Annotated in this window: 29 protein-coding genes, 3 tRNA genes and 1 riboswitch; of the genes, 11 read left to right on the top strand and 21 right to left on the bottom strand. The window is 62.5% G+C overall.

All coding sequences use genetic code 11. The features are described from left to right. The 7 genes from dctP to AAG821_RS20965 all read right to left on the bottom strand — a co-directional run. Positions 1–642, bottom strand: a 642-nt coding sequence (dctP, locus tag AAG821_RS20995) for a TRAP transporter substrate-binding protein DctP (protein ID WP_341916433.1), incomplete at its 3' end; no start/stop codon positions are given. A gap of 24 nt (positions 643–666) precedes the next feature. After that, on the bottom strand, positions 667–1,479 hold the full coding sequence (locus tag AAG821_RS20990; protein WP_341910408.1) for a GntR family transcriptional regulator: 813 nt from the start codon (positions 1,477–1,479) through the stop codon (positions 667–669). A gap of 149 nt (positions 1,480–1,628) precedes the next feature. Further along, positions 1,629–1,705 (bottom strand) — tRNA-Arg (locus AAG821_RS20985). Between the two features lie 68 nt (positions 1,706–1,773). Beyond that, entirely contained in the window at positions 1,774–2,070 is a 297-nt protein-coding gene (locus AAG821_RS20980) for an ETC complex I subunit (RefSeq protein WP_341910407.1), read from the bottom strand. Between the two features lie 57 nt (positions 2,071–2,127). After that, positions 2,128–2,204, bottom strand: a tRNA-Pro gene (locus AAG821_RS20975). A 101-nt stretch (positions 2,205–2,305) separates the two neighbouring features. Further along, positions 2,306–2,791: a DUF192 domain-containing protein gene (locus AAG821_RS20970; protein ID WP_341910406.1), complete on the bottom strand. Its 486-nt coding sequence runs from the start codon at positions 2,789–2,791 to the stop codon at positions 2,306–2,308. Then, positions 2,788–3,903 carry an acetoin utilization protein AcuC gene (locus tag AAG821_RS20965; protein WP_341910405.1) on the bottom strand — a complete coding sequence of 372 codons (1,116 nt, stop codon included), beginning with the start codon at positions 3,901–3,903 and terminating at the stop codon, positions 2,788–2,790. Before AAG821_RS20965 ends, AAG821_RS20970 begins: the two co-directional genes overlap by 4 nt. Positions 3,904–3,964: 61 nt before the next feature. Beyond that, a riboswitch (TPP riboswitch) is annotated at positions 3,965–4,072 on the top strand. Here AAG821_RS20965 and AAG821_RS20960 point away from each other — a divergent pair. From AAG821_RS20960 to AAG821_RS20945, 4 genes are all read left to right on the top strand, one after another. Then, on the top strand, positions 4,065–4,808 hold the full coding sequence (locus tag AAG821_RS20960; RefSeq protein WP_341910404.1) for an ABC transporter ATP-binding protein: 744 nt from the start codon (positions 4,065–4,067) through the stop codon (positions 4,806–4,808). Its footprint overlaps the riboswitch before it by 8 nt. Continuing rightward, on the top strand, positions 4,805–5,578 hold the full coding sequence (locus AAG821_RS20955; RefSeq protein ID WP_341910403.1) for an ABC transporter permease: 774 nt from the start codon (positions 4,805–4,807) through the stop codon (positions 5,576–5,578). Before AAG821_RS20960 ends, AAG821_RS20955 begins: the two co-directional genes overlap by 4 nt. 25 nt (positions 5,579–5,603) lie before the next feature. Continuing rightward, positions 5,604–6,542, top strand: coding sequence for an ABC transporter substrate-binding protein (locus AAG821_RS20950; RefSeq protein ID WP_341910402.1), 939 nt, complete (start codon positions 5,604–5,606; stop codon positions 6,540–6,542). 74 nt (positions 6,543–6,616) lie between these two features. Continuing rightward, positions 6,617–7,159 carry a PAS domain-containing protein gene (locus AAG821_RS20945; protein ID WP_341910401.1) on the top strand — a complete coding sequence of 181 codons (543 nt, stop codon included), beginning with the start codon at positions 6,617–6,619 and terminating at the stop codon, positions 7,157–7,159. Positions 7,160–7,241: 82 nt separating this feature from the next. Here the strand turns inward: AAG821_RS20945 and AAG821_RS20940 are convergent, their stop codons facing one another. Together AAG821_RS20940 and AAG821_RS20935 are read right to left on the bottom strand one after the other, a co-directional pair. Continuing rightward, positions 7,242–7,907: a cold-shock protein gene (locus AAG821_RS20940; RefSeq protein WP_341910400.1), complete on the bottom strand. Its 666-nt coding sequence runs from the start codon at positions 7,905–7,907 to the stop codon at positions 7,242–7,244. 108 nt (positions 7,908–8,015) lie between these two features. Next, positions 8,016–8,768 carry a hypothetical protein gene (locus AAG821_RS20935; RefSeq protein ID WP_341910399.1) on the bottom strand — a complete coding sequence of 251 codons (753 nt, stop codon included), beginning with the start codon at positions 8,766–8,768 and terminating at the stop codon, positions 8,016–8,018. A 118-nt stretch (positions 8,769–8,886) separates the two neighbouring features. Between AAG821_RS20935 and AAG821_RS20930 the strand changes: the two genes are divergently transcribed. The 5 genes from AAG821_RS20930 (at position 8,887) to AAG821_RS20910 (ending at position 14,422) form a co-directional block, all read left to right on the top strand. Next, a complete protein-coding gene (locus AAG821_RS20930; RefSeq protein WP_341910398.1) occupies positions 8,887–9,513 on the top strand; it encodes a carbon monoxide dehydrogenase subunit G in 627 nt (208 codons plus the stop codon). Positions 9,514–9,625: 112 nt separating this feature from the next. Next, the gene (locus tag AAG821_RS20925; RefSeq protein WP_341910397.1) at positions 9,626–10,096 is read left to right on the top strand and encodes a (2Fe-2S)-binding protein; all 471 of its coding nucleotides are present in this window, start codon (positions 9,626–9,628) and stop codon (positions 10,094–10,096) included. 5 nt (positions 10,097–10,101) lie between these two features. After that, entirely contained in the window at positions 10,102–12,474 is a 2,373-nt protein-coding gene (locus AAG821_RS20920) for a xanthine dehydrogenase family protein molybdopterin-binding subunit (protein WP_341910396.1), read from the top strand. Positions 12,475–12,495: 21 nt separating this feature from the next. Continuing rightward, complete coding sequence (locus AAG821_RS20915) at positions 12,496–13,293, top strand: xanthine dehydrogenase family protein subunit M (protein WP_341910395.1); 798 nt, start codon at positions 12,496–12,498, stop codon at positions 13,291–13,293. A gap of 76 nt (positions 13,294–13,369) precedes the next feature. Then, positions 13,370–14,422, top strand: coding sequence for an Ldh family oxidoreductase (locus AAG821_RS20910; RefSeq protein ID WP_341910394.1), 1,053 nt, complete (start codon positions 13,370–13,372; stop codon positions 14,420–14,422). A 170-nt stretch (positions 14,423–14,592) separates the two neighbouring features. Here AAG821_RS20910 and AAG821_RS20905 read toward each other — a convergent pair whose 3' ends face one another. Then, positions 14,593–15,528, bottom strand: coding sequence for a VOC family protein (locus tag AAG821_RS20905; RefSeq protein ID WP_341910393.1), 936 nt, complete (start codon positions 15,526–15,528; stop codon positions 14,593–14,595). A 99-nt stretch (positions 15,529–15,627) separates the two neighbouring features. On the opposite strand from AAG821_RS20905, the gene AAG821_RS20900 reads away from it, so the two are divergent. After that, positions 15,628–16,248 carry a TetR/AcrR family transcriptional regulator gene (locus AAG821_RS20900; protein ID WP_341910610.1) on the top strand — a complete coding sequence of 207 codons (621 nt, stop codon included), beginning with the start codon at positions 15,628–15,630 and terminating at the stop codon, positions 16,246–16,248. Here the strand turns inward: AAG821_RS20900 and AAG821_RS20895 are convergent. From AAG821_RS20895 to AAG821_RS20855, 9 genes are all read right to left on the bottom strand, one after another. After that, positions 16,238–16,585, bottom strand: coding sequence for a nitrile hydratase accessory protein (locus tag AAG821_RS20895; RefSeq protein ID WP_341910392.1), 348 nt, complete (start codon positions 16,583–16,585; stop codon positions 16,238–16,240). The genes AAG821_RS20900 and AAG821_RS20895 overlap by 11 nt on opposite strands. After that, entirely contained in the window at positions 16,582–17,244 is a 663-nt protein-coding gene (gene nthB, locus AAG821_RS20890) for a nitrile hydratase subunit beta (protein WP_341910391.1), read from the bottom strand. The genes AAG821_RS20895 and nthB overlap by 4 nt, the downstream gene beginning before the upstream one ends. Next, positions 17,241–17,882 (bottom strand): nitrile hydratase subunit alpha, encoded by a 642-nt coding sequence (nthA, locus tag AAG821_RS20885; RefSeq protein WP_341910390.1) that lies wholly within the window; start codon positions 17,880–17,882, stop codon positions 17,241–17,243. The genes nthB and nthA overlap by 4 nt, the downstream gene beginning before the upstream one ends. A 12-nt stretch (positions 17,883–17,894) precedes the next feature. After that, positions 17,895–19,256 carry an ATP-binding protein gene (locus tag AAG821_RS20880; protein ID WP_341910389.1) on the bottom strand — a complete coding sequence of 454 codons (1,362 nt, stop codon included), beginning with the start codon at positions 19,254–19,256 and terminating at the stop codon, positions 17,895–17,897. After that, positions 19,249–19,929: a response regulator transcription factor gene (locus tag AAG821_RS20875; protein ID WP_341910388.1), complete on the bottom strand. Its 681-nt coding sequence runs from the start codon at positions 19,927–19,929 to the stop codon at positions 19,249–19,251. Before AAG821_RS20875 ends, AAG821_RS20880 begins: the two co-directional genes overlap by 8 nt. A 55-nt stretch (positions 19,930–19,984) precedes the next feature. Beyond that, positions 19,985–21,460, bottom strand: coding sequence for a DegQ family serine endoprotease (locus AAG821_RS20870; RefSeq protein ID WP_341910387.1), 1,476 nt, complete (start codon positions 21,458–21,460; stop codon positions 19,985–19,987). Positions 21,461–21,561: 101 nt separating this feature from the next. Beyond that, complete coding sequence (locus AAG821_RS20865; RefSeq protein WP_341910386.1) at positions 21,562–21,918, bottom strand: hypothetical protein; 357 nt, start codon at positions 21,916–21,918, stop codon at positions 21,562–21,564. A 7-nt stretch (positions 21,919–21,925) separates the two neighbouring features. Continuing rightward, positions 21,926–22,450, bottom strand: coding sequence for a hypothetical protein (locus tag AAG821_RS20860; RefSeq protein ID WP_341910385.1), 525 nt, complete (start codon positions 22,448–22,450; stop codon positions 21,926–21,928). A 72-nt stretch (positions 22,451–22,522) separates the two neighbouring features. Beyond that, positions 22,523–23,809, bottom strand: a complete 1,287-nt coding sequence (locus AAG821_RS20855) for a multicopper oxidase family protein (protein WP_341910384.1) — start codon at positions 23,807–23,809, stop codon at positions 22,523–22,525. Between the two features lie 334 nt (positions 23,810–24,143). Here AAG821_RS20855 and AAG821_RS20850 point away from each other — a divergent pair, with 334 nt between their 5' ends. Continuing rightward, positions 24,144–25,592 (top strand): class I SAM-dependent methyltransferase, encoded by a 1,449-nt coding sequence (locus tag AAG821_RS20850; protein ID WP_341910383.1) that lies wholly within the window; start codon positions 24,144–24,146, stop codon positions 25,590–25,592. A gap of 19 nt (positions 25,593–25,611) precedes the next feature. Here the strand turns inward: AAG821_RS20850 and AAG821_RS20845 are convergent. Together AAG821_RS20845 and AAG821_RS20840 are read right to left on the bottom strand one after the other, a co-directional pair. Further along, positions 25,612–25,704 (bottom strand) — tRNA-Ser (locus AAG821_RS20845). 70 nt (positions 25,705–25,774) lie between these two features. After that, positions 25,775–26,219, bottom strand: a 445-nt coding sequence (locus AAG821_RS20840; RefSeq protein WP_341916430.1) for a YbaK/EbsC family protein, incomplete at its 5' end; no start/stop codon positions are given.

The following is a 26,219-nucleotide window of genomic DNA, read 5'->3' as shown; positions in this document are numbered from 1 at the left end:
GGCCATGATGGTGGGCAGCGGGTTTTCCTGGCCATCCACCGTCTTCTGCTGAAGCGCGAGATACACTTCGGCGAAAGCAATCGGAGTAGCATTGGCCCCGACCGATTTGGTGAACATGAGGAACAGCGGTGCCGGTGGCACCCGCAGTTTCATGCCCTTCATGTCTTCCGGCTTCTTGATTTCGCGATTGGCTGTCACATGGCGCTGGCCGTAATAGGTCAGCGATACCATTTTATGGCCGGTCTTCTTCTCGTAACCGGATGCGATATCGCGGAACAGAGAGGAGTCGCGATACGCTTTCCAGTGGTTGTAGTCCCGTAGAATGAATGGCGCATTGGTGATGGCGACAGGCTTGTGAATCGAGCCGGCGAAGGCAACACCGGTATAGATCATGTCGACCGTGCCGAGGCCGAGCGCTTCGTTGATCTGGTTCTCGTTGCCAAGCTGCGAGGCCGGAAACACCTCGATCTGATATTTGTTGTTGGTACGCTTGGCGATTTCAGCGGCGGCCCAGACGGCTTCGGTATGGTAGGGCTCGGGCGTCTCATAGACATGCGCCCATTTCAGCTTGGTCTGCGCTGCGGCCGGCAACGCAACGGTAAAGGCTGCCGCGATGGCAAGACCTGTCACTATTCGTTTCATGTTTCTCTCCCTTGTTTTTGAGTTTTACTGACTGCTGGTTTTTCGCCCGGCTGGCCCAGGCAAAAGGAAAACGCCCGCCTCATCGACAAACAGGTCCGGATTGCGCCGGCGAATATCCGGCAGGCTTTGATCCAGTCCATCCAGATGATTCCTCATGGCCGCGATTGCCCGCTCGGCATCGCGCTTTTCCATCGCGGTGAGCACGGCGGCATGTTCCTTGGTCACCCGCAGCATGCGGCCGCCTTCCGGCAGGGTCAGGTGACGGATACGATCGACCTGTACCTTCACCTGGTTGACCAGTTGCCAGATGCCGGGATAACCGGCTGCTTCGGCAATCGCGGCGTGAAAAGCCTCATCGGCAGCATGGAAGCCGTTGCGATCATCGGCCTTGGCCGCCTCGCGCTGGCGCTCGACCAGAGACCACAGCCCGGTGATCTGGCTCTTGGTTGCCCGCCTGCTAGCCTCGCGCACGGCCACCTCTTCCAGGGCTTTGCGGATCACGATGGCTTCGTTGAGCTGGGCATAGGGAATACGGCTGACTGTCGTGCCTGACTTCGGCACGATCTCAACCAGCCCTTCATCGGCCAGCCGCAGCAAAGCCTCGCGCACCGGCGTGCGGCTGACGCCATACCGGCTGGCCAAGTCGTTTTCCGACAGGCTGGCGCCCGGCTGGATACGCAGGGCGATGATGTCTTCATGCAGGGTTTCGTAAACCAGCACGGCCGAGGTCGCGCGTGGCGTCGGGCTGGGGCGGCCGTGCCTTATCTTCGCCGGCGACGCGATGCGCGGCCGGTTCGGCTGCCGCTTGGCGGCTGTTTTACGCGACGGCTGTGGCACTGAAATGCCCGCCTCCCTGACGCGACGCCGTTATCCGGCGCCTCTCTTGTTTCCATATCTTGTATGCAAGATGTGGCTGTATCCATGCAAGCGCGAAATGGATCCGCCTCGCAGGGATTTATAGGTGCAGCGCAACACGACGGGAGGGATGGCGTGCCCTGGTGGATTCGAACCACCGACCTGCCGCTTAGAAGGCGGCTGCTCTATCCAACTGAGCTAAGGGCACTGAAACAAAACACTGCAAACGGCAACGGCCGGCGAGGCCGGCCGTTTCGGGCACCTCGCCAACCGGATTTAGCGGATTCTGGTATACGCGAAGTTATCGGCGTAGGCGCGGCGGTTCAGCTTGCGCGCCTGCGGCTCTTCGATCTCGTAGGCGATGCCGCGCTTGTCGGCGTAGGCGATCGCCTCTTCCTTGCTGTCGAATTTCAGGGTCAGCTGGCCCAGCGTGCCGGCGGCACCGGTCCAGCCCATCAGCGGCTCGACGAAGCGGCTGTCGGCGGTGTCGTATTCCAGCACCCACTGGCGGGTCCGCGCCTTGCCCGACTGCATGGCGGTTTTGGTCGGTTGATAGATACGCGCCTTGGTCATGCTCAAAATCCCCTGATCCTGCCAGCCTGGCATGTCTGACGATGGGCCGGGCTATTATGGTCGGGGTGACTGGATTCGAACCAGCGACTTCTTGCTCCCAAAGCAAGCGCTCTACCAGACTGAGCTACACCCCGCCTTAAATAGCGGAAAAGCGTGCGCCTTTTAGCATGAAGCCGGGCCGGCCGGCCAGCCCTCCAGGGGGCCTGCGGAGCCCGGAAACACCGTTCAGGCAGGGTCAGCGCTTGGGAGCCCGGCCGAAAATGGCATGATCAACCGTATCGCCCGGCTTGATACCCAGCCGGGAGACCGTGCCACCATTGACCTCCAGCACGGCCCGGACCGGACCGGTGGAATTGACCCCGCTTTCGTCATGGGGGATGGCGCGCTGGTGGATGTTGAGGATGGTGCCATCCGCCTTGATAAACAGCATGTCGAGCGGCAGCAGCGTGTTGCGCATCCAGAACGACGCCATCTGTTCCTGCTTGAAGTCGAACAGCATGCCGGCATCCGGCGCCATGCTGGTGCGGAACATCATGCCGCGCGACCGCGACATGTCATTGTCCGCCAGTTCAACACGAAACCGCTGCGGACCCTTTGCCGTGTTGATGACCAGATCGCTCTGCGGCAGGGTCGGCTGCGGCTGGGCCTGGATGGGGGATGCGAGGGTGGTGGCAAGCAGTACCATGCCGCAGAGAACGACAAACCAGCGACTGAGTTTCACGCCTTCATCCTCTCTTTTACGCGGCGCACCAGACCGCGCACATCATCGCGCACCACACCCTGCCGCGGCACATCGCCCAGGGTGACAAACCAATGCTCGGGCGGCTCACGACCGGCGCTGCGGTTCCAGCTCAGGGCCCGCAGCAGGCTTTCCGCCGCCGGTGGCAGGCGGTCGGGTTTTTCCAGGCCGTTCAGCTCGGCCCAGATTCCGGTCCAGCAGCGCGCCACCGACCAGGGATTATAACCGCCGCCGCCGAGTACCAACAGGCGGGATGCCAGGGGTTTAAGCGCTGCGACGGCATGCCACAAGGCGCCATTCGACAATGCCTGCTTGCCGAGCGGATCGTCGGCCAGGGCATCGGCACCGCATTGGATCACCAGAGCGTCGGGCGCGAAGGATTCCACCAGCGGGCCGATGGCAGCTTCGATCAGAGCTGCCATCTCGTCATCAATCATGCCGGGCGGTACAGGCAGATTGAACAGGTTGCCGGCCCCCTCCTCGTCCAGCCTGCCCGAATGCGGCCAACGGCCGGCCTCATGCACGGACACCACCATCACCCGTGCATCATCGACAAAGGCATCGGCAACGCCATCGCCGTGATGCACATCCAGATCGACATAGGCAATGCGCGACAGGCCGCCATCCAGCATGGCCAGGATCGCCAGCACCGGATCGTTGAAATAGCAAAACCCCGAGGCCTGCGCCGGCCGGCCATGGTGCGTGCCGCCGCCGGGGCTGTAGATGATGCCGCCATTCTTCAGCAGATGTGCAGCGGCGATCAGGCTGCCGCCCACGCCCGTGGCCGGGCGGCGGAACATGGTGCCATAGATCGGGTTGCCGCCACGGCCAAGGTTATACCGCTCCGACTCAGCAGCACTGATGCTGAGGGTCTGTTCCGCAGTCTGGACCGCGGCGATGTAGTCCGGGTGGTGAAAACGGCCAAGCTGTTCCGGTGTGGCGGGCTGGCTCTCACGATACTGGCCCGGCTGCAGCCAGCCGAGCGCATCGACCATATCCATCACCGTGGAGACGCGCGGAATCGACAGCGGGTGTTTACCGCCCAGGCTGGAATGCCGGTAAATCTCGTTGCCGATGAACAGGGGTTGGTGCATGGACAGAATCTAGCGGGCCGGCGGGCCTTAACAAGCCGCCCGGCAGGCCTATAATGGTGCCTTGCCTCTGAGGGGGAGCCGATGGGCGGCTGAGAGGTCCGGGTTATCCGGACGACCCCTCGAACCTGATCCGGTTGATACCGGCGTAGGGATCAGCGGCTTTGCCATTGCAGTCCTTCCTATCTCCCAGTCTCACTCCGTCTGCCGGCTTCCACCTGGCAGGGCCGGCCTTTGCCTATGGCCATCACGCGGTCCTGGCCCCTTTTGCACTCGATCTGGCGCCGGGCGAGACCGTTGCCATCCTGGGTACCAGCGGCTGCGGCAAGAGCACCCTGCTCCGGCTGCTGGCCGGCCTGCTGCCCGGCGGCGACCCCAACCTGGCTGGCCAAGTCGCCTGGATGGCCCAGCAGGATCTGCTGCTGCCCTGGTACAGCCTGCTGGACAATGTGCTGCTGGGGGCCCGCCTGCGGGGCGAACAGCCTGATACCGGCCACGCCATGGCCCTGCTGGGCCGGCTGGGGCTGGCCGACCGGGCCGGTGCCTTCCCGGCAGCCCTGTCGGGCGGCATGCGGCAGCGCGCGGCCCTCGCCCGCACCCTGATGGAAGATCGCCCCCTGGTGCTGATGGACGAGCCTTTCTCCTCCCTGGATGCCATCACCCGTGCCGCCATGCAGACCCTGGCCAGCGCATTGCTGGCCGACCGGGCGGTGCTGCTGGTCACCCATGATCCGGCCGAAGCCTGTCGCATGGCTGACCGTGTCTTCGTGCTGGCCGGCCGGCCGGCGCAGTTACAGCAGATCGCCGTGCTGGAAGGCCCGAAACCGCGTGACCCGCTGGCGCCTGAACTGTTGCCAGTGCTGCGCGCGATCCATGCCGCGCTGGCCGCGACGGAGACCGCCCCATGATCGCCCGGCTACGCCCGCTGCTGACCCTGTGCGGCCTGCTGCTGCTGTGGCAGGCCGTGGTCATGCTGTTTGCCCTGCCGCCCTATATCCTGCCGGCACCACATCGTGTCGCGCGCGCCATGGTCGAGCATGCCGGATTGCTGCTGAGCGAAGCTGCGGTGACCGTCACTGAAATGTTGCTCGGGCTGCTGTTCGGCGCGCTGCTCGGTGGCTGCGCCGCCCTCGGCCTGCTGGTATCGACCACAGCGCGGCGCTGGCTACTGCCTTTGCTGGTCGCCAGCCAGGCCGTCCCGGTTTTTGCTCTGGCGCCGCTGCTGGTGCTGTGGTTCGGCTTTGGCATGGCGTCAAAAATCGTGATGGCCATGCTGGTGATCTTCTTTCCGGTTGCCGTGACTCTTTATGATGGCCTGCGCCGCACCGATACGGGTTGGCTGGAACTGGCGCAGGTCATGACAGGCAATGCACCACAGCATCGCCTGCGCATCCTGATGCATGTGCGCCTGCGGGCTGCCCTGCCCGCCTTTGCCAGTGGCCTCAAAATCGCCGCCGCGGTCGCGCCCATCGGTGCGGTGATCGGCGAATGGGTTGGCGCCAGCGCCGGCCTTGGTTTCCGCATGCTGCAGGCCAATGCCCGCGTGCAGACCGATCTGATGTTTGCCGCCCTGATCGTGCTCGCACTCTGCGCCGTCGCGCTTTATGCCGCCGTCGATACCTTGTCCCGCCGCATGCTGCGCTGGCAGGCCGACAGCCATGCTTCACCCCATTCGTAAGCGTATTCTCGAAGGAGTCGTCACCATGAAAAATCTGATCGCCGCCGCCGCGCTGACTGTCGCATTGATGCCCGGCATGGCCTCTGCCCATGACAAGCTGACCGTGCTGCTCGACTGGTTCGTCAATCCCGATCACGCGCCGCTGGTGGTGGCCAAGCATACCGGCATCTTCGACCGCCATGAATTGCAGGTCGACCTGATCGCGCCGGCCGATCCGAACGATCCACCCAAACTGGTTGCCGCCGGTAAGGCCGACGTCGCCATCTCGTATCAGCCGCAGTTGCATGTGCAGGTGGCGCAGGGTCTGCCGCTGCGTCGCTTCGGCACGCTGATCTCAACGCCGTTGAATTCTCTGGTCGTGCTGCGCGACGGGCCGATCAAGTCGGTCGGCGATCTCAAGGGCAAGAAGATCGGCTACTCGGTCGGTGGTTTCGAGGATGCCCTGCTCAAGACCATGCTGGAGCAGTATGGTCTCAAGCTGAGCGATGTGACGCTGGTGAACGTGAACTTCGCACTGTCGCCCTCGATCTTTGCCGGCAAGGTGGATGCCACCATCGGCGCCTTCCGCAATTTCGAACTCAACCAGATGGACATCGCCGGCAAGCCCGGTCGCGCCTTCTATCCGGAAGACTTCGGCGTGCCGCTGTATGACGAGCTGATCCTGGTGGCCCATAAGGACAAGCTGAAAGACGACCGCCTGATGCGCCTGCTCGACGCACTCGAGGAAGCCGTCGCAATGATGCATAACGAACCGCAGAAAAGCTGGCAGGCCTTCATCAAGGAGAGCAAGAGCCTGGATGACGAACTCAACCGCCGTGCCTGGGCCGCCACTTTGCCCCGCTTTGCGCAGGCGCCGCGCGCGCTGGATGGCCGGCGCTACAGCCGCTTCGCTGACTACCTTGTTAAGCAGGGCTTGATCCCGAAAGCCCTGCCGGTCGCTGAATATGCGATTGAGATGCGCTAAATATTACATGTAAGGGCTGGCCAAAACGCGCAAAACCTGTGCTAGGATCAGGCAATGGCGTCAGGGAGGCAGCAATGCAGCGACCGGATTACGCCAAGCTTGATCCGCAGTTCGCCAGAATGCGCGACTATCTTTCCGGGATCGCACCGCCGGGAAAGCTGCCCGGGCGGCAGCATGTCGACCCGCTTGCCATTCGCGCCATGCTGGCATTTACCAATCTCGTCGATGTGATCCGCGAAGACGACAAACTGCGCTTCCGTTTTCGCCTGATCGGCACATTGCAGAGCACGGCCGCAGGTCGCGAAATCAGCGGGCGCTATCTGGAAGATGCCGTACTGCCGGAATTCGTCGACCGCATCCGCGGCAACATGACGGCGGCGGTGGAACAGGGTCAACCGATCTATGACCGCTTTGGCATGCCGCATCCGGACCGTGACTTCATCGATACCGAGCGGGTTTATTTCCCTCTCGCCAGGGATGGGGAAACCGTCGACATGCTGCTGATCCTCAACGGCTACCCTGATGAAGCCGAGAAACGTGCGGCCAGCGGTGCCTCGGAGGGCAGACTGCTGGAGGTGCGGGATGCCCCGCAACCTCGCCACACCAAGCCTCTATAGCCGGAAACAGCCTGCAGAATGAAAAACGCCGGCGGAACAATCCACCGGCGCTATCTGATCGGCTGCTGCCCGATCCGCAGGATCACTCCATGCGGATTTCGGCAACCTGCGGGCCCTTGGGTCCTTGACCGATGCGCACCCGAACCGACTGGCCGGGCTGCAATTCATTGATGCCCTCGCGGCGCAGCACTTCCATGTGGACGAAGATGTCCTGCTGGCCATCGCCGCGCGACACGAAGCCATAGCCTTTTACGGCATTGAACCATTTGACCTTGGCCTCGAAGAAATCGCCCTGGGCCACCACCGAGGGAAAACGGGGTGCACCAGCGGCGCCACCACGGTCGCCAAAACCACCGCGGTCGCCAAAGCCGCCCCGGCCGCCACGATCACCAAAGCCACCGCGGTCGCCAAAGTCGCCACCACCGAAACGGGGCTGGCGCGGCGGGCGCGGGCCGCGGTCACCGAAACCGCCACCGGGGCCACCGGAGGACGGCTGTGCAGTGCTGGTGTCTACAGAAAGAACGCGCACGGCCTGCATACCCTTGGGGCGCTTGGCGACCTCGAGGAACAGCGTCGAGCCTTCTTCGATGCTTTCGTAACCGGCCTGCCGCAGGCAGGAGAGGTGAAGAAATATGTCTCCGGAATTGTCGTCAGGACTGACGAAACCAAAGCCTTTGACTGCGTTGAACCACTTGACCTTGCCGGAAATCTTGACGATCTCGGCGTCGCCGAAGCCCCCTTGATCCACTCTTTTAGTCCTTCATTAGCCCCACTACGCAACGAACCGTAACACCTTTTGCGGGCGGTGCCAAAACGATTCTAACAAGGCTTGCGGAGGGTTAGGCCCCGATCAGCCCTAGAGCGTAGGGCCTTCAACGCGGCGTTTCGGGCGCCATCGGGTGACCGATCGGCCGTCGGCAGTGAACCGCACTTCCTGGCTGTCCGGCGGCGCGGCGCGCAGATGGCCGGCGGCCTCCTGCACCGATGCCGTCTTGGGCGGGACCGGCTGTTGGCCGGGCTTGGCCGGCTGTGCCGTCCGCACCGCGCGGGTCAGTGGATGCGCGGCGTCAATCGCATGCTCGGCAATCTTGGCACGCACCGCCTCTTCGAACGGCGGCAGGACCACCGGGGGCGCCGGCGCACGGCGAGCACCCGGGGTGGCCGGGTGGCTCACGGACCGCACGGCGGCAGGCTTCGGGCTGGCACGATGCAGGCCGACCGAGATTTCGCTACCAGGACCATTCTCCTGGGCCTTGCGCCAGGCGGGGTCACCCACCACCAGCTTGTGCAGCGCAACCGCGGGCAGGACACCAAACCGTTTCCAGAAACCCTCCAGGAAGGCCTCGGAGGTCTCGCTCAGGGATGGCGTCCAGGGGTTTTCGATGCCGGCCTGAAACACCAGGTCCAGCGTCGGCTCGATCGGGCCGTCATCACCCACCAGGAAGGTGGCCGGCATCAGCTTGGCACCCTCGCGGGCAATGGCGTAGTGGGCCTGCGCCAGATATAGCAGCCACCGCAGCTTGGGCAGCGACATCGTGATGCGTTCGGTGGCTGCACGCTCAAGCAGCCAGAAACTCACATCGATGCCGGAACGCGTCGCGGGAACCATAGCACGCCTATCCTTGCACTGGACCTGAACCTAGTTATGTCCACCCTAGGCGGCTAATCTTAACAGCCCGTGAATCGATTTTCCCAGTTATTTACTGTTTTGATTTTGGAGGTTTGTCATGGAACTGACCGGCGAACAGATCATCCCCGCCCCGCGTCAGGCGGTCTGGGATGCCCTCTACGACCCTGAAATCCTGCGCCAGTGCATTGCCGGCTGCGAAAGCATCACCAAGACCTCGGATACCGACTTCGAGGCTACCGTTCAGGTCAAGGTCGGCCCCGTGAAAGCCCGCTTCAAGGGCAAGGTCTCTCTGGGCGACCTGGATCCGCCAAACAGCTGCACCATCTCGGGTGAAGCCCAGGGGGGCGTCGCGGCTGGCTTTGGCAAGGGCAACGCCAAAGTGCAGTTGACCGATGCTGACGCGGGGGCCACCCGCCTCACCTATGCCGTGAATGCCCAGGTGGGCGGCAAACTGGCCCAGATCGGTGCCCGACTGATCGATGGTGTCGCCGCGAAAATGGCCGAAGACTTCTTCGCCAAGTTCAACCAGCTGGTCGGTGCACCGGATAACGCATCGGCAACACCAGATGCCGGCGCGACGGCTGAGCCCAGTGTTGCCGCTGCGCCATCATCTGCTGCAGCGCAACCAACGCCGGCGGTAACCGGCGGGATACCGAGCTGGCTGTGGATCACCGGTCTGATCGTGATCGTATGCGCAGCTACAGTCCTGATTTTGCGCAGCTGAGATCATTCCGCAGTTTGCAACTTGACGCCCCTCGCGCCTTGCGCCCAAAGTCAGTTCAGGTGAAGCGCGCGATTTGCCCCAACTCTGCTCCGCGCTCCATGGGAGGAAAAGCATGACGATTTCCGTGACGATCACCGTCAACGGCCAGCAGGAAACACGTGACGTTGAACCGCGCACGCTGCTGGTGCAGTTTCTGCGTGAAAGCCTTCAGCTCACCGGCACACATGTTGGTTGCGATACCAGCCAGTGCGGCGCCTGTGTCGTTCATATTGACGGCAAGAGCGTGAAGTCCTGCACCATTCTCGCCGCCCAGGCGCAGGGTGCCAAGGTAACGACCATCGAAGGCCTGGCCAAGGACGGCAAGCTGCATCCGATGCAGGAAGCTTTCCGCGAGCATCACGCCCTGCAATGCGGCTTCTGCACGCCGGGCATGATCATGAGCGCGGTCGATCTCGCACAACGCAATCCGAATCCGAGCGAAGAAACCGTTCGCCACGAACTGGAAGGCAACCTGTGCCGTTGCACGGGCTACCACAACATCGTCAAGGCCGTGATGGCCGGGGCACAGGCAATGCGGGGATAGGCGTCATGACAAATCAGGGCATCGGTCAAGCAGTCCGTCGCAAGGAAGATTTTCGCTTCATTACGGGTCAGGGCCATTACACAGATGACATCAATCGCCCTGGTCAGCTTTACGCCGTATTCCTGCGCTCGCCACACGCGTTCGCAAAGATCAAATCGATCAACACCGATGCCGCGCGCAAGATGCCCGGGGTCGTCGCTGTCTATACAGGCAAGGATGTGGCTGCCGACAAGGTCGGCGGGCTGATCTGCGGCTGGACAGTCAAGGACAAGCAAGGCAACCCGCACAAGGCGCCGCGCCACGACATCATCGCCATCGATCATGTGCGCCATGTCGGCGACCAGGTTGCCGTGGTGATCGCGCGCAGCACCAGCGAGGCGCGCGATGCCTGCGAAGCCATCGAAGTTGACTACGAAGTCCTGGCCCCGGTGGTCGATGTCCGTTCCGCGCTGAAGCCCGGCGCGCCACAGGTGCATGCCGATGCACCCGGCAACCTGTGCTACGACTGGGAATTCGGTGACAAGGCATCGACAGAAAAAGCCTTTGCCTCTGCCGCCCATGTCACCAAGATCGAGCTGGTGAACAACCGTTTGTCGCCCAACCCGATGGAACCGCGCAGCGCCATTGGCGAATACGATCCCGGCACCGATACCACCACGGTTTACACCACCTCGCAGAATCCGCATGTGCTGCGGCTTATCCTTTGCGCCTTCGTGCTGGGCCTGCCGGAGCAGAAGGTGCGCGTGATTGCGCCCGATGTCGGCGGCGGGTTCGGCTCAAAAATCTTCAACTACCCAGAGGAAACCGTCTGCGTCTGGGCCGCGCGCAAGATCAAGAAGCCGGTGAAGTGGACGTCGGATCGCACCGAGGCGTTCCTCACCGATGCTCATGGCCGCGATCATGTGACCCATGCCGAACTGGCTCTCGACAAGAACGGCAAGTTCCTCGGCCTGCGTGTCGCCACCATGGCGAATATGGGCGCGTATCTGTCCACCTTCGCCTCTGCTGTACCGACCTATCTCTACGCCCTGTTGCTGGCCGGGCAATACACCACGCCGGCGATCTATGCCGAGGTGAAGGCCGTATTCACCAACACCACCCCGGTGGATGCCTATCGCGGGGCCGGCCGGCCGGAAGCCACCTATGTGGTGGAACGCATCGTCGAGGCCGCAGCGCGTGAGCTGAAAATCGATCCCGCAGAAATCCGCCGCCGCAACTTCGTGCCGGTGGATGCCTTCCCCTACCAAACGCCGGTCGCCTGTGTGTATGACTCAGGCCAGTATGCCAAAGCGCTCGATGAAGCCATGAAGATGGCCGATTACGCCAACTTCCCCAAGCGCAAGGCCGAATCCGCGAAGAAGGGCAAGCTGCGTGGCATCGGCATCTGCGCCTATATCGAGGCCTGCGGCATCGCGCCTTCGGCCGTCGTCGGTTCGCTTGGCGCCGGGGTCGGCCTCTGGGAGTCAGCGCAGATCCGCTTCAACGCGACCGGCAGCGTGTTCGTCTATACCGGCTCGCATAGCCATGGTCAGGGGCACGAAACCACCTTCGCCCAGATTGTCTCCGACAAGCTCGGCGTGCCGATGGAAAATATCGAAGTCGTGCATGGCGACACGGCGCTGGTGCCGATGGGTATGGGCACCTATGGCTCGCGCTCGCTAGCTGTCGGCGGTTCGGCCATCATCCGCGCCACCGAAAAGATCATCGACAAGGGCAAGAAGATCGCCGCCCATCTGATGGAAGCGTCCGTCGATGACGTCGCCTATGACAAGGGCATCTTCTCGGTGAAAGGCACCGACAAGCAGGTGCCAATGGCGCAGATCGCCTTCACGGCCTACGTGCCACACAACTACCCGGCCGATCTGGAGCCGGGCCTGGAAGCCAGTGCCTTCTACGACCCGGCCAACTTCACCTTCCCGGCCGGTGTGCATATCGCCGAGGTGGAGATCGACTCCGCCACCGGCGTCACCACTGTGGCCAATTGGGTGGCGGTCGACGATTTCGGCAATGTCATCAACCCGATGATCGTCGAGGGCCAGGTGCATGGCGGCATCGCCCAGGGCATCGGCCAGGCCATGCTGGAAGGCGTGGTCTACGATCCGAAAAGCGGCCAGCTGCTCACGGCCTCCTTCAATGATTACTGTATGCCGCGCGCCGACGACCTGCCGTCCTACAAGGTCGGCATGATCGAAACGCCCTGCCCGCATAATCCGCTGGGTGTAAAGGGCTGCGGCGAAGCCGGTGCGATTGCCGCGCCGGCGGCACTGATGAATGCCATCACCGATGCGCTCGGCACCGAAGAGATTAACATGCCGGCAACGCCGCAGAATGTCTGGCACGTGATCCAGCGCCAGAATCTCGCCGCCGCTGCCGAATAGACTTAAGTCAGGAGAAGCCCCATGTATGCGTTCAATTATCACCGCCCCTCGTCGCTGGCCGATGCCGCCAAGCTGCTTGGCGGCGCCAGTGACGGCAAGTTCATCGCTGGCGGTCAGACCCTGCTGCCAACGTTGAAGAATCGCCTCGCCTCACCATCCGATCTGGTCGATCTCACCGGTATTGCTGAACTGGGCGGTATCAGCGTCTCCGGTGGCGCTGTCACTATTGGTGCCATCACCAAGCATGCCGCGGTGGCAACGTCTGCCGATGTGAAGAAAGCCATCCCGGCGCTGGCCAAGCTGGCCGGCGGTATCGGCGACCCGCAAGTGCGCAACATGGGCACCTGCGGCGGATCGGTGGCAAACAACGATCCGGCGGCCGATTATCCCGCGGCCGTGGTGGGCCTGAATGCCACGGTCCACACCAACAAGCGCAAAATTGCCGCTGACGCGTTCTTCACCGGTCTGTTCGAGACGGCGCTGGAAGAAGGCGAGATCATCACCAAGATCGAATTCCCGCAGCCCAAGCGCGCCGGCTATGAGAAGTTCCGCAATCCTGCCTCGCGTTACGCCATGGTTGGCGTCTTCGTGGCCGAAACCGCAAATGGGGTTCGCGTTGCCGTCACCGGCGCCGGCCCCTGCGTGTTCCGCCACGCCGAGATGGAAGCGGCTCTGGCCAAGTCTTTCAGCGCGGATGCGCTGAAAGGCATCAAGACCGATCCGTCGAAGATGAACAGCGACATTCATGGCAGCGGCGAATACCGCGCCCATCTGGTCGGTGTCGTTGCCCAGCGGGCCGTGCAGAACGCGCTCGGCTGATACAGACTGTTATCCAACCCGACGGCGCGCCGCTTCCACCTGGCGCGCCGTTCGTTTTTCCAGCACCGGATTGATCATGACAGACCGTTACGCTGCCACCGCCCTTATCTCCTTTGCCATTGATCTGCTGTACAAGGCCGGTCTGGACAAGGAGAAGTCGCGCGCCACGGCCGCCATTCTGGTCGAAGGCGATCTGATGGGGCACAGCACCCACGGTCTGCAGTTGCTGGGGCCATATCTGGGTGAACTGGAAGCCGGGCGCATGGCCAAGGAAGGCGAGCCGACCATCATCGCTGAACGGCCCGCCGTGCTGACCTGGGACGGCCATTATCTGCCGGGCCCCTGGCTGGTGCTGAAAGCCATTGAAGCGGCAATGGTACGCGCCAAGACCTATGGCACCGGCACCGTGGTGATCAATCACTCGCATCACATCGCCTGTCTGGCGGCTTACCCGCTGCGCGCGATCGAACGCGGCATGGCGCTCCTGATCGCCAGCTCGGATCCGGCCAGTGGCTCGGTGGCCCCCTTTGGCGCCATCGCCGGTCGCTATACGCCCAACCCGCTGGCCGGCGGCTGGCCCACCAAGGGCGCACCGGTGATCTTCGATATCAGCGCATCGACCACGACCAACGGCATGGTGGCGCGGCTCAACCGCACGGGCGGCAAGCTGGGCGGTCCCTGGCTGGTCGACAACCAGGGCAACGCCACCGACGACCCGGCCAGTTTCCTTGCCAACCCGCCCGGCGCAGTCCTGCCGCTGGGCGGCATGGATCTCGGCCATAAGGGCTTCGCGCTGGGCCTGCTGGTCGAGATGCTGACCTCCGGTCTTGCCGGCTCGGGCCGCGCCATCGGCTCCAAGCAGTGGGGCGCTCGCGTTTTTCTGCAGGTGATCGATCCGGCCGCCTTCGGTGGCACAGAAGCCTTCACCAAAGAAACCGAATGGCTGGCCCAGTCCTGCCGCACCGCACCGGTCAAACCGGGCAACCCGCCGGTCCGCATGCCGGGCGAACGCGGGCTCAAGCTGCGGACACAGCAACAGGCCGATGGCGTGACGCTGCATCCGGAAATCATGCCGAGCCTGCTGCCCTGGGCCGACAAGCTCGGCGTGACGCCACCGCCTTCGCTCTAGCTATTTCCCGGCCGCAGGCAACGTAGCCAGGAAAGCGTAAAGCGCGCCGATCTCGGTGCCATCGGGCCACCGGCCGCTGCGCATCATCGCAGCAAAAGCCGCGGCACCAGCAACCGCGACAGCAACAATGCTGCCGCTCCACAAAACAATCTTGAAACGCTTGCGCGTGTTCAGGCCGCCTTGCGGAATTTATCGGCAATCATGTCGATGGCGCCGCGCAACTGCATCCGCAGGCTCGGCTTGTGGCCCCAGTCGCTGGTCACGGTCTTGATTTCAGTCTGGTGGGTTGACGGATCGATGGCACCGCTGCCGGCACCGATCTCGAAATCGAAGCCCGACGGCGTCGGTGCGTAGAACGACACCGTGCCATCCGGATCGGGATGCTGACCAAGATCCAGGCTGGGCCGGATGCCTGCCGCACGCGCCCGCTGCAGCGCTATGCCCACATCGCGCAGTCGGTTGACCTGCAGCATGAAGTGCAACAACCGCTTGCGGCTCGGAATGGCGATCAGCGCCAGCGAATGATGCCGGCGGTTGCAATGCAGGAAGCTGCCATCCACCTTGATCGGACCGATTTTCGTGTCGATCCGCTCGGTCAGAGCCAGGCCGACCACGCGCATGTAGAAATCTTCCATTGCGGCCGCCTGCCGCCCGGTCGCCAGCACGGCATGGCCAAGCCCGAATTCGCCGGTGCAGAAGCCACCCGGCATGTCATCGGATGCAAACGGCGTCGCAGCTTCCGGCAGGCCGACCACAGCCTCGTTCACCAGCCCCATCGGATCACGAAAGCGCAGACCAGCCATCACCTGCCGCGCAGCCAGATCTGTGGCGCTGAAGGCTTCTGTCGCCACGCCGGCCGCCGCCAGCCGGTCCGCCAGCGCCCGCAGGCTGGTCTCATCCTTCATGGTCCAGCCAAGCACGGCCAGATCATCGGCTTTGCCCTGCCGGAGCAGCAGGCGATAGGCCCTGTCATCGACACGCAGGCCGCAGGCCTCGCCGCCAGACACATCCGCCAACTGGCAGCCCAGGATGCGGATAGCAAACTCGCGCCAGACATCGGGCCTGGAAACTTCAAAAACCAGATATCCGAGTGCCATGTCCGTCATCGCACTTCCTCCCGGCTAACCTGTGGTTAAGCTATTTATGAGACAATTCTCATAATTGAGATTTGCCTCATTTATGAGAAAGGCCTCATTTTGTCAACCGTGAAAAAACCGATCACCAAGCGCGACCGGACCCGCCGCCAATTGCTTGATGCGGCAGCAAAAGTTTTCGCCTCGCGCGGCTTCGAGGCCGGGACGATCCAGGAAATCGCGGCCGTGGCCGGAGTCGCGAACGGCACCTTTTACAATTACTTCCCGACCAAGGAGGCGATTCTGGAAGCTGCCGCGATCCAGTATGGCGTCACCTTCTGCGAGCGCATCGATGCCAGCTACCGCCATATCCAGGACGGTGCGGAACGCATGGCGATTGGCGGCAAGAACTATCTGATGCTGGCCGTCGAACAGCCGGAAACAGCGCGATTCGTGATGTCGGTGGCGCTGGCGTCTCCCACCTGGGATGAGCAGGTGCGCCCCTATATCATGGCAGACCTGATGCTCGGTCTGAAGCAGAAGCGTTTCCAGATCGCAAGCAAGGACGCGGCCCTGGATCTGATCATGGGGACAAACTTCGCCGCCATCCGCAGCATCATGGATGGCAGGGCCGGACGCAGCCATGTCAACGCCATCGCTGCCAGCATCTTGCGCGGCCTTGGCATGGCGCCGAAAGATGCTGATGAAGTGGCGAAGCGGCCGTTGCCGCCGCTGCCGCCGGTTACAGAGTGATTGGCTGGCCGTGCGGCGTGGCGCGCGCGGCGCGATCCCAGGCCGCGGCCTTGTCCTGCAGGGCAGCCGGTGTCGCGGCCCCCTTCTCCACCGTCAGGCGCTCCAGCGCCTTCAGCCAGTGCTGATAATAAGTGGTGCCGGTATCCGAATCGCCGGCAGCCTGCGCGGCCTTGATCTCGGCGGTCAGCGCGGCCGCCCATTCCGTCCAGGTGAACAGGCCCTTCTGGTGCAGGGCCACGGCCATGGCGAAGGCCTGGGCCTCCCAGGGCGCACGGAAGACCGGCGCCGCAGTATCATCGCAGGGTAGATCAGGCAGGATATCGCGCAGCGCTGTCACGCTGGCTCCAGATAACTGTCCCAGGCATCGACCGAGACGGAGAGCGTCGGGTCGGCGTCCGGACCCCACAGCTCACGGCCCTCGAACCGCACGGTGTAGAGCCATTGCGGCTGCTCACCTTGCCCTTTGGCATTGCTGTCGGGGAAAACATGCACGCCGTGCAGCAGCTCGATGGTGCCGATATGGCCGCGCACATAGCGCGGCAGACGGGTATGCCCGGCCGGATGGATATTCTTCGCCCGCACGCGATCCCCCGCCTTGAAGCGCGCCGGCTGATCGCTGGGCCGTTCGGTCGGCCCGCCTTTCGCCAGCACGACCGGCACGGCCTCACGCGTGAGGACGCGCGGCAGCGGTTTGGGCGGCGCCAGCATGCGACCGGCCTCGATCTCCTCGGCCGAGAGCATGCCGCACTCGATCATCAGCTTCTCGATTCCGGCCAGCCAGATCTCGTAATAGGTCTTGGCGTAGTATTGCGGCGGCGGCAGGCTTTCGCGCGCCGAGCGCGACATGTCGATATTCCACTGGCCGGTGGCACCGACGGCCAGCGTCATCGCCAGCACGCGCTTTTCCCATGGTGCATGGAATTTCGGTTCATGCTCGCCTTCATGGCGCACCGGGCCGAAACCCTGCATACCGCCCATATCCGCGCCGCCGTTCATGCCGGAACCTTGGCAAGGCCGGTGCCGATCATGCTGTCACGCGTCACCAGTCCGGCGAGTTGGTCCTCGCTCCAGCCGTCCGTGCCGGCCGGTCGCTCGGGCAGCACGAGATAGCGCACCTCGGCGGTGGAATCCCAGACCTTGATCTGTTTGCCCTCTGGCAGGGTGACACCGAAATCAGCGAGCACGCCGCGCGGGTCCATCACCGCGCGCGAGCGATACGGCGCCGACTTGTACCAGACCGGCGGCAGGCCGAGCACCGGCCAGGGGTAACAGGAGCATAACGTGCAGACGACCATGTTGTGGATCGTCGGTGTATTGGCCACCGCCACCATATGCTCGCCTTGGCGGCCGATATATCCCAGCGACTGGATCGCAGCCGTGGCATCCTTCATCAGCCAGTCGCGATAGGCCGGATCGCTCCAGGCCTTGGCGACAACATGGGCGCCATTGTGCGGGCCGACCTTGGTTTCGTAAGTCTCGATCAGCAGGTCGAGCGCTGCAGGGTCGACATAGCCCTTTTCGACCAGCACGCTTTCCAGCGCCCGCACCCGCAGCTCGACATCGCTGAGCACAGTGCCATGGTCGTGATCATGGTGATGATCGTGGTCGTGATGATGGTCGTGGTCATGTGTCATGACCCAACTCTATCAAGCCGGGCCCGGCAGTGCCAAGACCGCCTTTAACCCCGGATTGTTACCATCCAATCGCAGGCTGCCGCCATGCAGGCGCGCCACGGCCTCCACCAGGCTCAGGCCCAACCCCACCCCCTCGGCATGCCGGCTGGTATCGCCGCGATAAAAGCGCTCGGTCACCCTGCCCCGTTCGGCATCCGGGATGCCGGGGCCGCTATCGGCGACCGCCAGGGTCAGGTGCCCATCGGATTGCCGATCGGCACTCAGTCGGATACTGCCGCCGGCCGGCGTATATTTCACTGCATTGTCGAGCAGGTTGCCGACCGCCTGGGCCAGCAGGTAGCGGTCGCCATCAACACCAAGCCCGGCTTCCGTCTCGCAGGTCAGTGTGATGCCCTTGGCTTCTGCCGCCGGGGCGTAGAGTTCCGCGGCGTCCTCAACCAGCGCCGAAAGATCGACCCGGGCGAAGCCGGCGCGACGCAGGCCGGAATCCAGCTCGGCGAGTCTGAGCAATGCGTTGAACACACCAATGAGCCGGTCGATATCGGCAATCGCGGCAGCAATACCATCCAGGGAGGCTTCCGTGCCCGTCGGCTGGCGCAATAGCGTTTCCAGGCGGGCGCGTGTTTCAGCCAGCGGCGTGCGCAGGTCATGGGCAATGGCGTTGGAGACATTACGCACACCCTCGATCAGATGCTGCATCTGGTCGAGCATGCGGTTGATGGTGGCAACCAGCTGGTCGAATTCATCATCGGCATCGCGCAGGGGCACCCGTCGCGCCAGGTCACCCTGCACAATGGCCGTCGCCGTACGGTTGATGCCTTCGATGCGATGCTCGACAGCACGGCGGATCAGCCAGGCGCCGAAGAATGCAAAGGCCAAAGCTGCCGCCCCGGCCCAGGCCAGGCCGCGCAGGAACAGGTTGCGGATTTCGACACGGTCCTGCACATCGCGGCCGACCAGCAGCTGGAAATTGCCGGGCAGCACCACATGCAGCAGTCGGCTGACATGCAGCCGGTCGCGATGCACCAGTTCAATCTCGTACCACCCAGCGCCGGCACCGACTTTCAGCGGCCAGGCATCGACATTGCCGCCCAGCGGCCGCAGACGCGGATCGGTTAGCAGGTAGATGGCGCGGCCGTCGGAATCGGCAGCGATCCGCTCGCTCATGGTCTGCACCGCGCCGGCCAGACCGAAATCGCGCAGGCGATCACCGATGGCGCGTGTATCGGCGGCGATCACGGCGTCGGTCTCGCGGTCGAGATAGCCGGCCGTATTCCACCACAGCAGGCCGCCCAGCAGCAGCGTGGCAATCATAAACAGACCGGCAAACACCAGGGCGAGCCGCATCGCGGTTGAACGCAGGACTTTAGGCATTTTCGCTCAGTCGATAACCCGCGCCACGCACGGTGTGCAGCAACGGGCGCTCGAAATCCGCATCGATCTTCTGTCGCAGGTTGCTGATATGCACATCGATCACATTGGTCTGCGGATCGAAGTGATAGTCCCAGACATTCTCCAGCAGCATGGTGCGGGTTACCACCTGGCCGGCATGACGCATGAGGTATTCCAGCAGCTTGTATTCGCGCGGTTTGAGCACGATTGGCTTGCCGGCGCGGGTTGCCTTGCGGCTGAGAATATCGAGGCTGAGATCGCCAACCTTCAGCATGGTCTCGCCGCCTGTCGTTTGGCCGCGCCGGAACAGCGCCATCAGGCGTGCTTCCAACTCGCCAAAGGCGAAGGGCTTGGTCAGGTAATCATCGCCGCCTGCCTTCAGGCCGCGGATGCGCTCGTCCACATCGGCCAGCGCACTCAGGATCAGGATCGGCGTCGTGTTGCCGGTCCGGCGCAGGGCCTCGATGATGCCAAGCCCGTCAACCCCGCCCGGCAGCATGCGGTCGAGAATGATGGCGTCATAGCTTTCAGTGGTGGCGAGAAACAGGCCGTCGCGGCCGTTATCGGCGTGATCGACCGCATGGCCGGATTCCGCCAGCCCTTTGCGGACGAACTGGGAAACCTGCGGATTGTCTTCAACGAGCAGGATTTTCATGGACCGACAGATGAAGCGGCGGCCGGGATGACGGGTGTCACCCCGGCCGCAAGCCTTAAGCGAGTTGCAGGGCCAGATAATAGGTGGTGCCGTTGCGCATGACCAGCAGGGTCACGGCTTCCTTCTTCTCGCGCTGGGCCGTCTTGATGGCATCGACCGCCTGAGTCGGGCTGGTGATGGCCTTGCCGGCAACGCCGACAATGACATCGCCCGGCCGCACGCCGCTGTCTTCGGCCTTGCTGTCGGCCGCGACCTCGGCCACCACCACGCCCCTGGCGCCAGTCTCCAGTCCCAGACGGTTGCGCAGCTCCGGCGTCAGCGACGCCAGGCTTAAGCCCACCTTGCCTTCCTCACTCGCAGCATCATTCAGCGCGGCAGTCTGGTCGGTCGGCTGGGTGCCAATGGTGACGTTCAGGGTCTTCTCCTTGCCATCGCGCCAGACACCGAGTTTGGCGCTGTCCCCGGCTTTCAGCATGGCAATCTGGGTCGCGAGATCCCGCGGATCGCGGATCGTTTGACCGTTCACCGTGGTGACCACATCGCCCTGCTGGAGACCGGCCTTGGCCGCTGGCGCATCCGGCACCACCTCGGCCACCAGCACGCCATCGGCACTCTTGCGGCCGACGGCCTTGGCCAGGCTCTCGGTGATCGGCTGCATGCTGACGCCCAGCCAGCCGCGCTCGACCTTGCCGCCCTTCTGCAGCTGGGCAACGATGGTGTTGGCCAGATTGGAGGGCACACCGAAGCCGATACCGACGCTGCCGCCGCTCGGCGAATAGATCGCCGTCGAAATGCCGATCACGCGGCCGGTCGCATCAAAGATCGGGCCACCCGAGTTGCCTGGGTTGATGGGTGCATCGATCTGCAGGAAGTTGTCATACGGACCGTTGTTGAGATCACGTCCGCGGGCCGAGACAATGCCGGCGGAAACGCTGCCGCCCAGACCGAAGGGATTGCCCACGGCAACCACCCAATCGCCGATACGGGCCTTGTCGGAATCACCAAAGGCCACGTAAGGCAGCGGCGTCTTGCTCTCGATCTTCAGCAGCGCCACATCGGTCTTCGGATCGCGGCCCTTCACCACGGCCGTATGTTCGCTGCCATCGTCCAGCGTCACCACGATCTTGGTAGCGTCTTCCACCACATGATTGTTGGTGACGATATAGCCACTCGGGTCGATGATGAAGCCTGAACCGAGGGCATGCTGCGGGCCGCGGCGACGCTGGCCCTGCTCCATGAACTGGCGCAGGAAATCTTCCAGCGACCCGGGCTGCATCTGCTGCGGACCACGCTGACGGGCTTCGGCCTTCTCCGTGGTGGAAATATTGACCACAGCGGGCTTCACCTTTTCGACCAGATCGGCAAAGGACGGACGGACGGCGGGCGCCACGCTCTGCTCGGCCGGCATGGCCAGCGGCGCGGTATCGGCCGCAAAGGCACGCGCAGCCAGATAGCCGCCGCCACCGGACAGGATGGTGCTGGCCAGCAGCACGGCGGCAACGGAACGCTTGAGGCGGGAGATGGTTTTCATCGGTCTGCTCCTTGAGGCAGGGGGAAACTCACACCTGCAACATAGGAAGCGCCGGCTTCGCTGGACCTGAACGCCGGATTAAATCGCGTTAATAATCGACACTAAAATGGGAAATCCTCGTCCAACTGCTTGAGAATTGACGTTAAGGCTTTGTCAGCCCCACGCGCGTTTCGCCTCGCAATTTCATAAAGCGTTTCAACTTTTTTGAATAAAGCCTTCCGTTCGACATCTGAACTGCAAAGTTGGGAAAGTTCAGTGTCTTTAAATTGATCTACGACCTCACCGTTTTCATTTCGAATTTCGAAATAATAATCTATTTCATCAAAGTCCACGGCTACAGGACGAATACTCACAGAGAAATCTTTGAACGCAACAGAAAACATATCATCCTGAACCGTTTCTTTCCAAGTCAAAGCGCCTGACTCTGACTTGTTGTATAAACGATCAAACAGAGCCATGTGTCCGCTAATTGCCATTATTCTCTCCACTCGCAGCAGTCTTAAGCTCTATCAAAACTTCCAATAGCAAATCTAAATTATCAGAAATTATTCTTGGCAGTTTTGATATCTTAAAACCTGCCTTACCACTCCGGCTTTCAATTTTTTCTTCAATCTCAGCGAGATTTGAAACCGCATTTTGAATGACAGTTTTCTGCGAGTCAGTCAAATGTGGATTTGATGACCTCGTAACCACAAGAAGACGACGCAGAGAAGCGCACCTATCAGAAACCAACATCCACGACTCTGAATAATAATGACGCTTTATCTCCTCAAGAGAAGCTATCGCGATGGATAGCTGAGAAATGCTATCAAATAATCGCATACTAGAACGCACAGCATTCGCCGCTTCAGCAGCAGCTTCTTGAGCGCGCTTAGCTTTCCAAAAAGCAAGCGCAGTAATTAGCAATCCAATAATTCCTGCCGCGTCGCCGAGATGATTTGCATCTAACCAGACGAGTGCAGGCGAAATGAAGTCCTGCCAATAGCTCAAGGAACAGAATCCCCAAATATTCTTGAATTTATATATATCTCTAAAACACAAACCTTCAATGCTATTTCAACCCTACGTGACCCGCAGATAGCCCATCATCCCGGTTTCCTGGTGTTCGATGATGTGGCAGTGGAACATCCAGTCACCCGGCTGGCCAGCGACAAAACCGATGCGGATGCGTTCCTTGGGCCGTACCAGAACCGTATCGGCCCAGTGCGGCGGCAGGTCGCGTTCCGACGAGGAAAGCACCCGAAAGGTGTGGCCATGCAGATGCATCGGATGCTGATGTGGCGTGCCGTTGAACAGCTCGGCCACATAGCTCTTGCCGGATTTCAGCTCGAACAGCGGCGGCGGTTTGCGGTCATGGGCTGCGCCCGGCCAGGCCTGCCGGTTGATCGACCAGAACACCTTCTGGGTCAGGCAGAGTTCATCGATGCTGACGCCATTCTGCTTGGCCCAGGTTTCCAGCGCCGGATCCAGACTGCCGGCCAGCAGCTGGATATCCAGCGTTGTTGCCGCCTTGAGGTCAGGCATCGGCAGCTCTGCCGCCGGCAATCGCAGCACCGCCTTGGTGGAGCGCAGGCCATCCCCCGCTGTCACCAGCTTGGCCAGTGGACGCGGACGGGTACTGAACACATCCTCCAATACAATCTCTGCGCCAGTCTTTGTGGGGGCAATGAAAGCCACATCGGCACGCATGGCCGGGCCGAGGCGCCAGCCGTTCAGCGCAAAGGGATCGCAGGCATTGCCGTCGGTGGCGATCACCACCGGATTGGCGGCGCCACGCAGATTGAGCATCGGGATGCGGGTGGAGTCGACATTGAGAATGCGCAGTCGCACACGCGCACCGGGCGGCACCGTGAGCGTGGGCATCACCTCGCCATTCACGGTGCGCAAATCGCCAAAGGTGCCGGCGCGCGCAGCGCCGCCATCAGTGAGGAAATCGGCAAAGCTGCCATCGGGACGGCTGCGCCAGTCTTTCAGCACCAGCACATGCTCAAGATCAAACAGGCCCTGGTCGCGCGGGTCTTCCACGATCAGCACCCCGGCCAGGCCGCGGCCCAACGCCTCGACCGTGTTGCAATGGGGGTGGAAGAAAAAGGTTCCCGGGTCCGGCGGGCTGAAGTGATAGGTAAAGCTGTCGCCCGGCTTCACCGGGTCGTGCGGCATATAGGGCACGCCATCCATGCCGTAGGGGACGCGCACGCCATGCCAGTGAATGGTGCTGTGTTCGCGCAGCTCATTGTGGAATTCGGCGGTGAATGGCTCGTTCCGCTTGGTACGGATGACCAGCGGATAGTTTTCGTTATACAGCCACAAGGTCGACGGCCCGGTATTGCCGGGCAGAGTCCGGGACACAGCACGCGCCGTGATGCTGTGCGACTCGGGCGCCGCCAAGGCCATCCGCGGGGCCAGTGCGGCAGCCAGACCGGACAGAAGCATCGTGCGCCGGGTTGGTTTCAAACTGTCCTCATAGGAATGCCGGGGTGGAATCCCTTTAATAGTCGGTGCAGGTGCGCCTGTGGTCAACCATGCCCCCTGCGTTGTCGTGACGCAGCGGGGAAAACCCTTGCTATTAATGCAGGCATTCCCGCACGATACAGTATGGGTGTGGGAGGCTGGTGTGGACTGGACTGAAGGTTACGTAGACGTCGGATATACGCACGATTTTTATCGGGAGCTGAATCCGGCCATGCATCGCTTCGCGCTGTTGTCGCGCAGCATACAAACCGGCGTCGACCCGGAGCGCTTCAGCTACTGCGAACTTGGTTGTGGCCATGGCTTCAGTACCCTACTGCTGGCGGCGGCCCATCCCGATGCCGAATTCCATGCCAATGATTTTCTGCCCAGCCATATCGCCTATGCGCGCAAGCTGGCCGCCGATACCGGGGTGGCCAACGCCTCGTTCTATGATGATTCCTTCGAAGAGTTCGGCCGCCGTGACCTGCCCGACTTCGATATCATCGTCCTGCATGGCGTATACAGCTGGGTCTCGGCGGAGAACCGCAAACATATCGTCGACTTCATCGCGCGCCGCCTGAAGATCGGTGGCGTCGTCTATATCAGCTACAATTGCCATCCGGGCTGGGCCGCCATGAGCCCGCTGCGCGATCTGATGATCATGTTTGCCGGCAACCCCGACGAACCGATCCTCAACCGCATCGATCACGCTCTCGACAAGGTGCAGGGCCTGTTCGATGCCAACAGCCTCTACACCCGCGTGTACCCCATGCTCAAGGACCGCTTTGACAGCGTCCGCAAGCAGACGCGTTCCTATGTCGCCCATGAATATTTCAATCGCGACTGGACGATCTTCTATCATACCGATGTGGCGCGCGACTTCCGGGATGCCAAGCTTAACTTCGGCGCCAGCGTGCAGATGCTCGACCACCTGGATCACTTCAACCTGAATCCGGAACAGCAGAAGCTGCTGAACGAAACACCGAATGCCGATCATCGCGAGGTGTTGCGCGACTTCCTGGCCAACCGCCAGTTCCGCCGCGACCTGTATGTAAAAGGCGGGCTGTCGCTCGCCCCGCTGGAACGCAACGACCTGATTGCCAACACCCGCTTTGCGCTGTCGGTACTGCCCGCCGAAATTCCGCGCAATCTGCTGACCGCCCTGGGCAGCTTCGGCCTCAATCCGGCGGCCTTCGACCCCGTGATCGCCGCCTTTGAACGCGGCCCGCGCACGATCCGGCAATTGCAGACCGAGGACGGCACCAAGACGCTGGGATTCGCGCTGCTACTCGACACCGTGATGACACTGGTGGGCAACAATCACCTGCAGCCCTGCCTGGATGCGGCCGGCGATGCCCGCCGCAGCAGCTATACCAAGACCTTCAACACGGCGATCATGCAGCATGCCAAATCTTCGGGCGAGTTGGCCTTCCTCGCCTCGCCGCTGACCGGCGGCGGCGTCTATCTCGATCGCTTCGGCCGGCTGTTCCTGCTCGGCTACCAGAGCGGCCATGCCGACCCGGCGGCCTTTGCGCGCGACTGCCTGATCGCACGCGGCGAGCGGCTGATCCGCGATGGCAAGCTGCTTGAAAGCCCCGAAGACAATCTGACCTATCTGCGCGAGCAGTATGAGCGGTTCAAGGAACGCCTGCCGCTGCTGAAACAGCTCGGGATTGTCTGAGCAACTCAGAAAAGAGAAATGGCGGAGGGGGCGGGATTCGAACCCGCGGTACGACTTGACATCGTACGGTGATTTAGCAAACCACTGCCTTCAGCCACTCGGCCACCCCTCCGCATGCGAGTGGGTATTAACACAGTGTATGCGGGGCCTCTTCTAAGGGGCCGGGGGTGGCCTGTCAACGCTCAAGCCCGGGCCAGATCCGGTGCCGCGATCCCGCCGGTCCACTCCAGCAATTCCTCGTAGGACAACGGAAATACGGCATGCGGATGGCCGGCTGCGGCATGCAGCACGGGAAACCGCGCCAGGCTGCCATCAATGGCGATCGGCAGCGGCTCCGCATGGCCCAGCGGCGCCACGCCGCCGATGGCAAAACCGGTGGCCCGCCGCACCAGATCGGCATTCGCCCGACCGGGCGCGGCCGCCAGGCCGAGCGCCCGGCCCAGCATCGCCACATCGCACTGGCGGTCGCCGGCAACCAGCGCCATCACGGCCTGCTCGCCATCGGCAAACACCAGCGACTTCACAATCGCCCCGACTTCGCAGCTGAGCGCCGCGGCGGCCTCGGCCGCGGTGCGGGCCGCGCCATCCAGCGCGATCATCCGCTCGCCGCCACCGCGCAGGCGGATC

The organism is Ferrovibrio terrae, from assembly GCF_943372915.1.
GTDB classification, from domain to species: domain Bacteria; phylum Pseudomonadota; class Alphaproteobacteria; order Ferrovibrionales; family Ferrovibrionaceae; genus Ferrovibrio; species Ferrovibrio terrae_A.
This window is presented reverse-complemented; position numbering and strand designations above follow the sequence as displayed.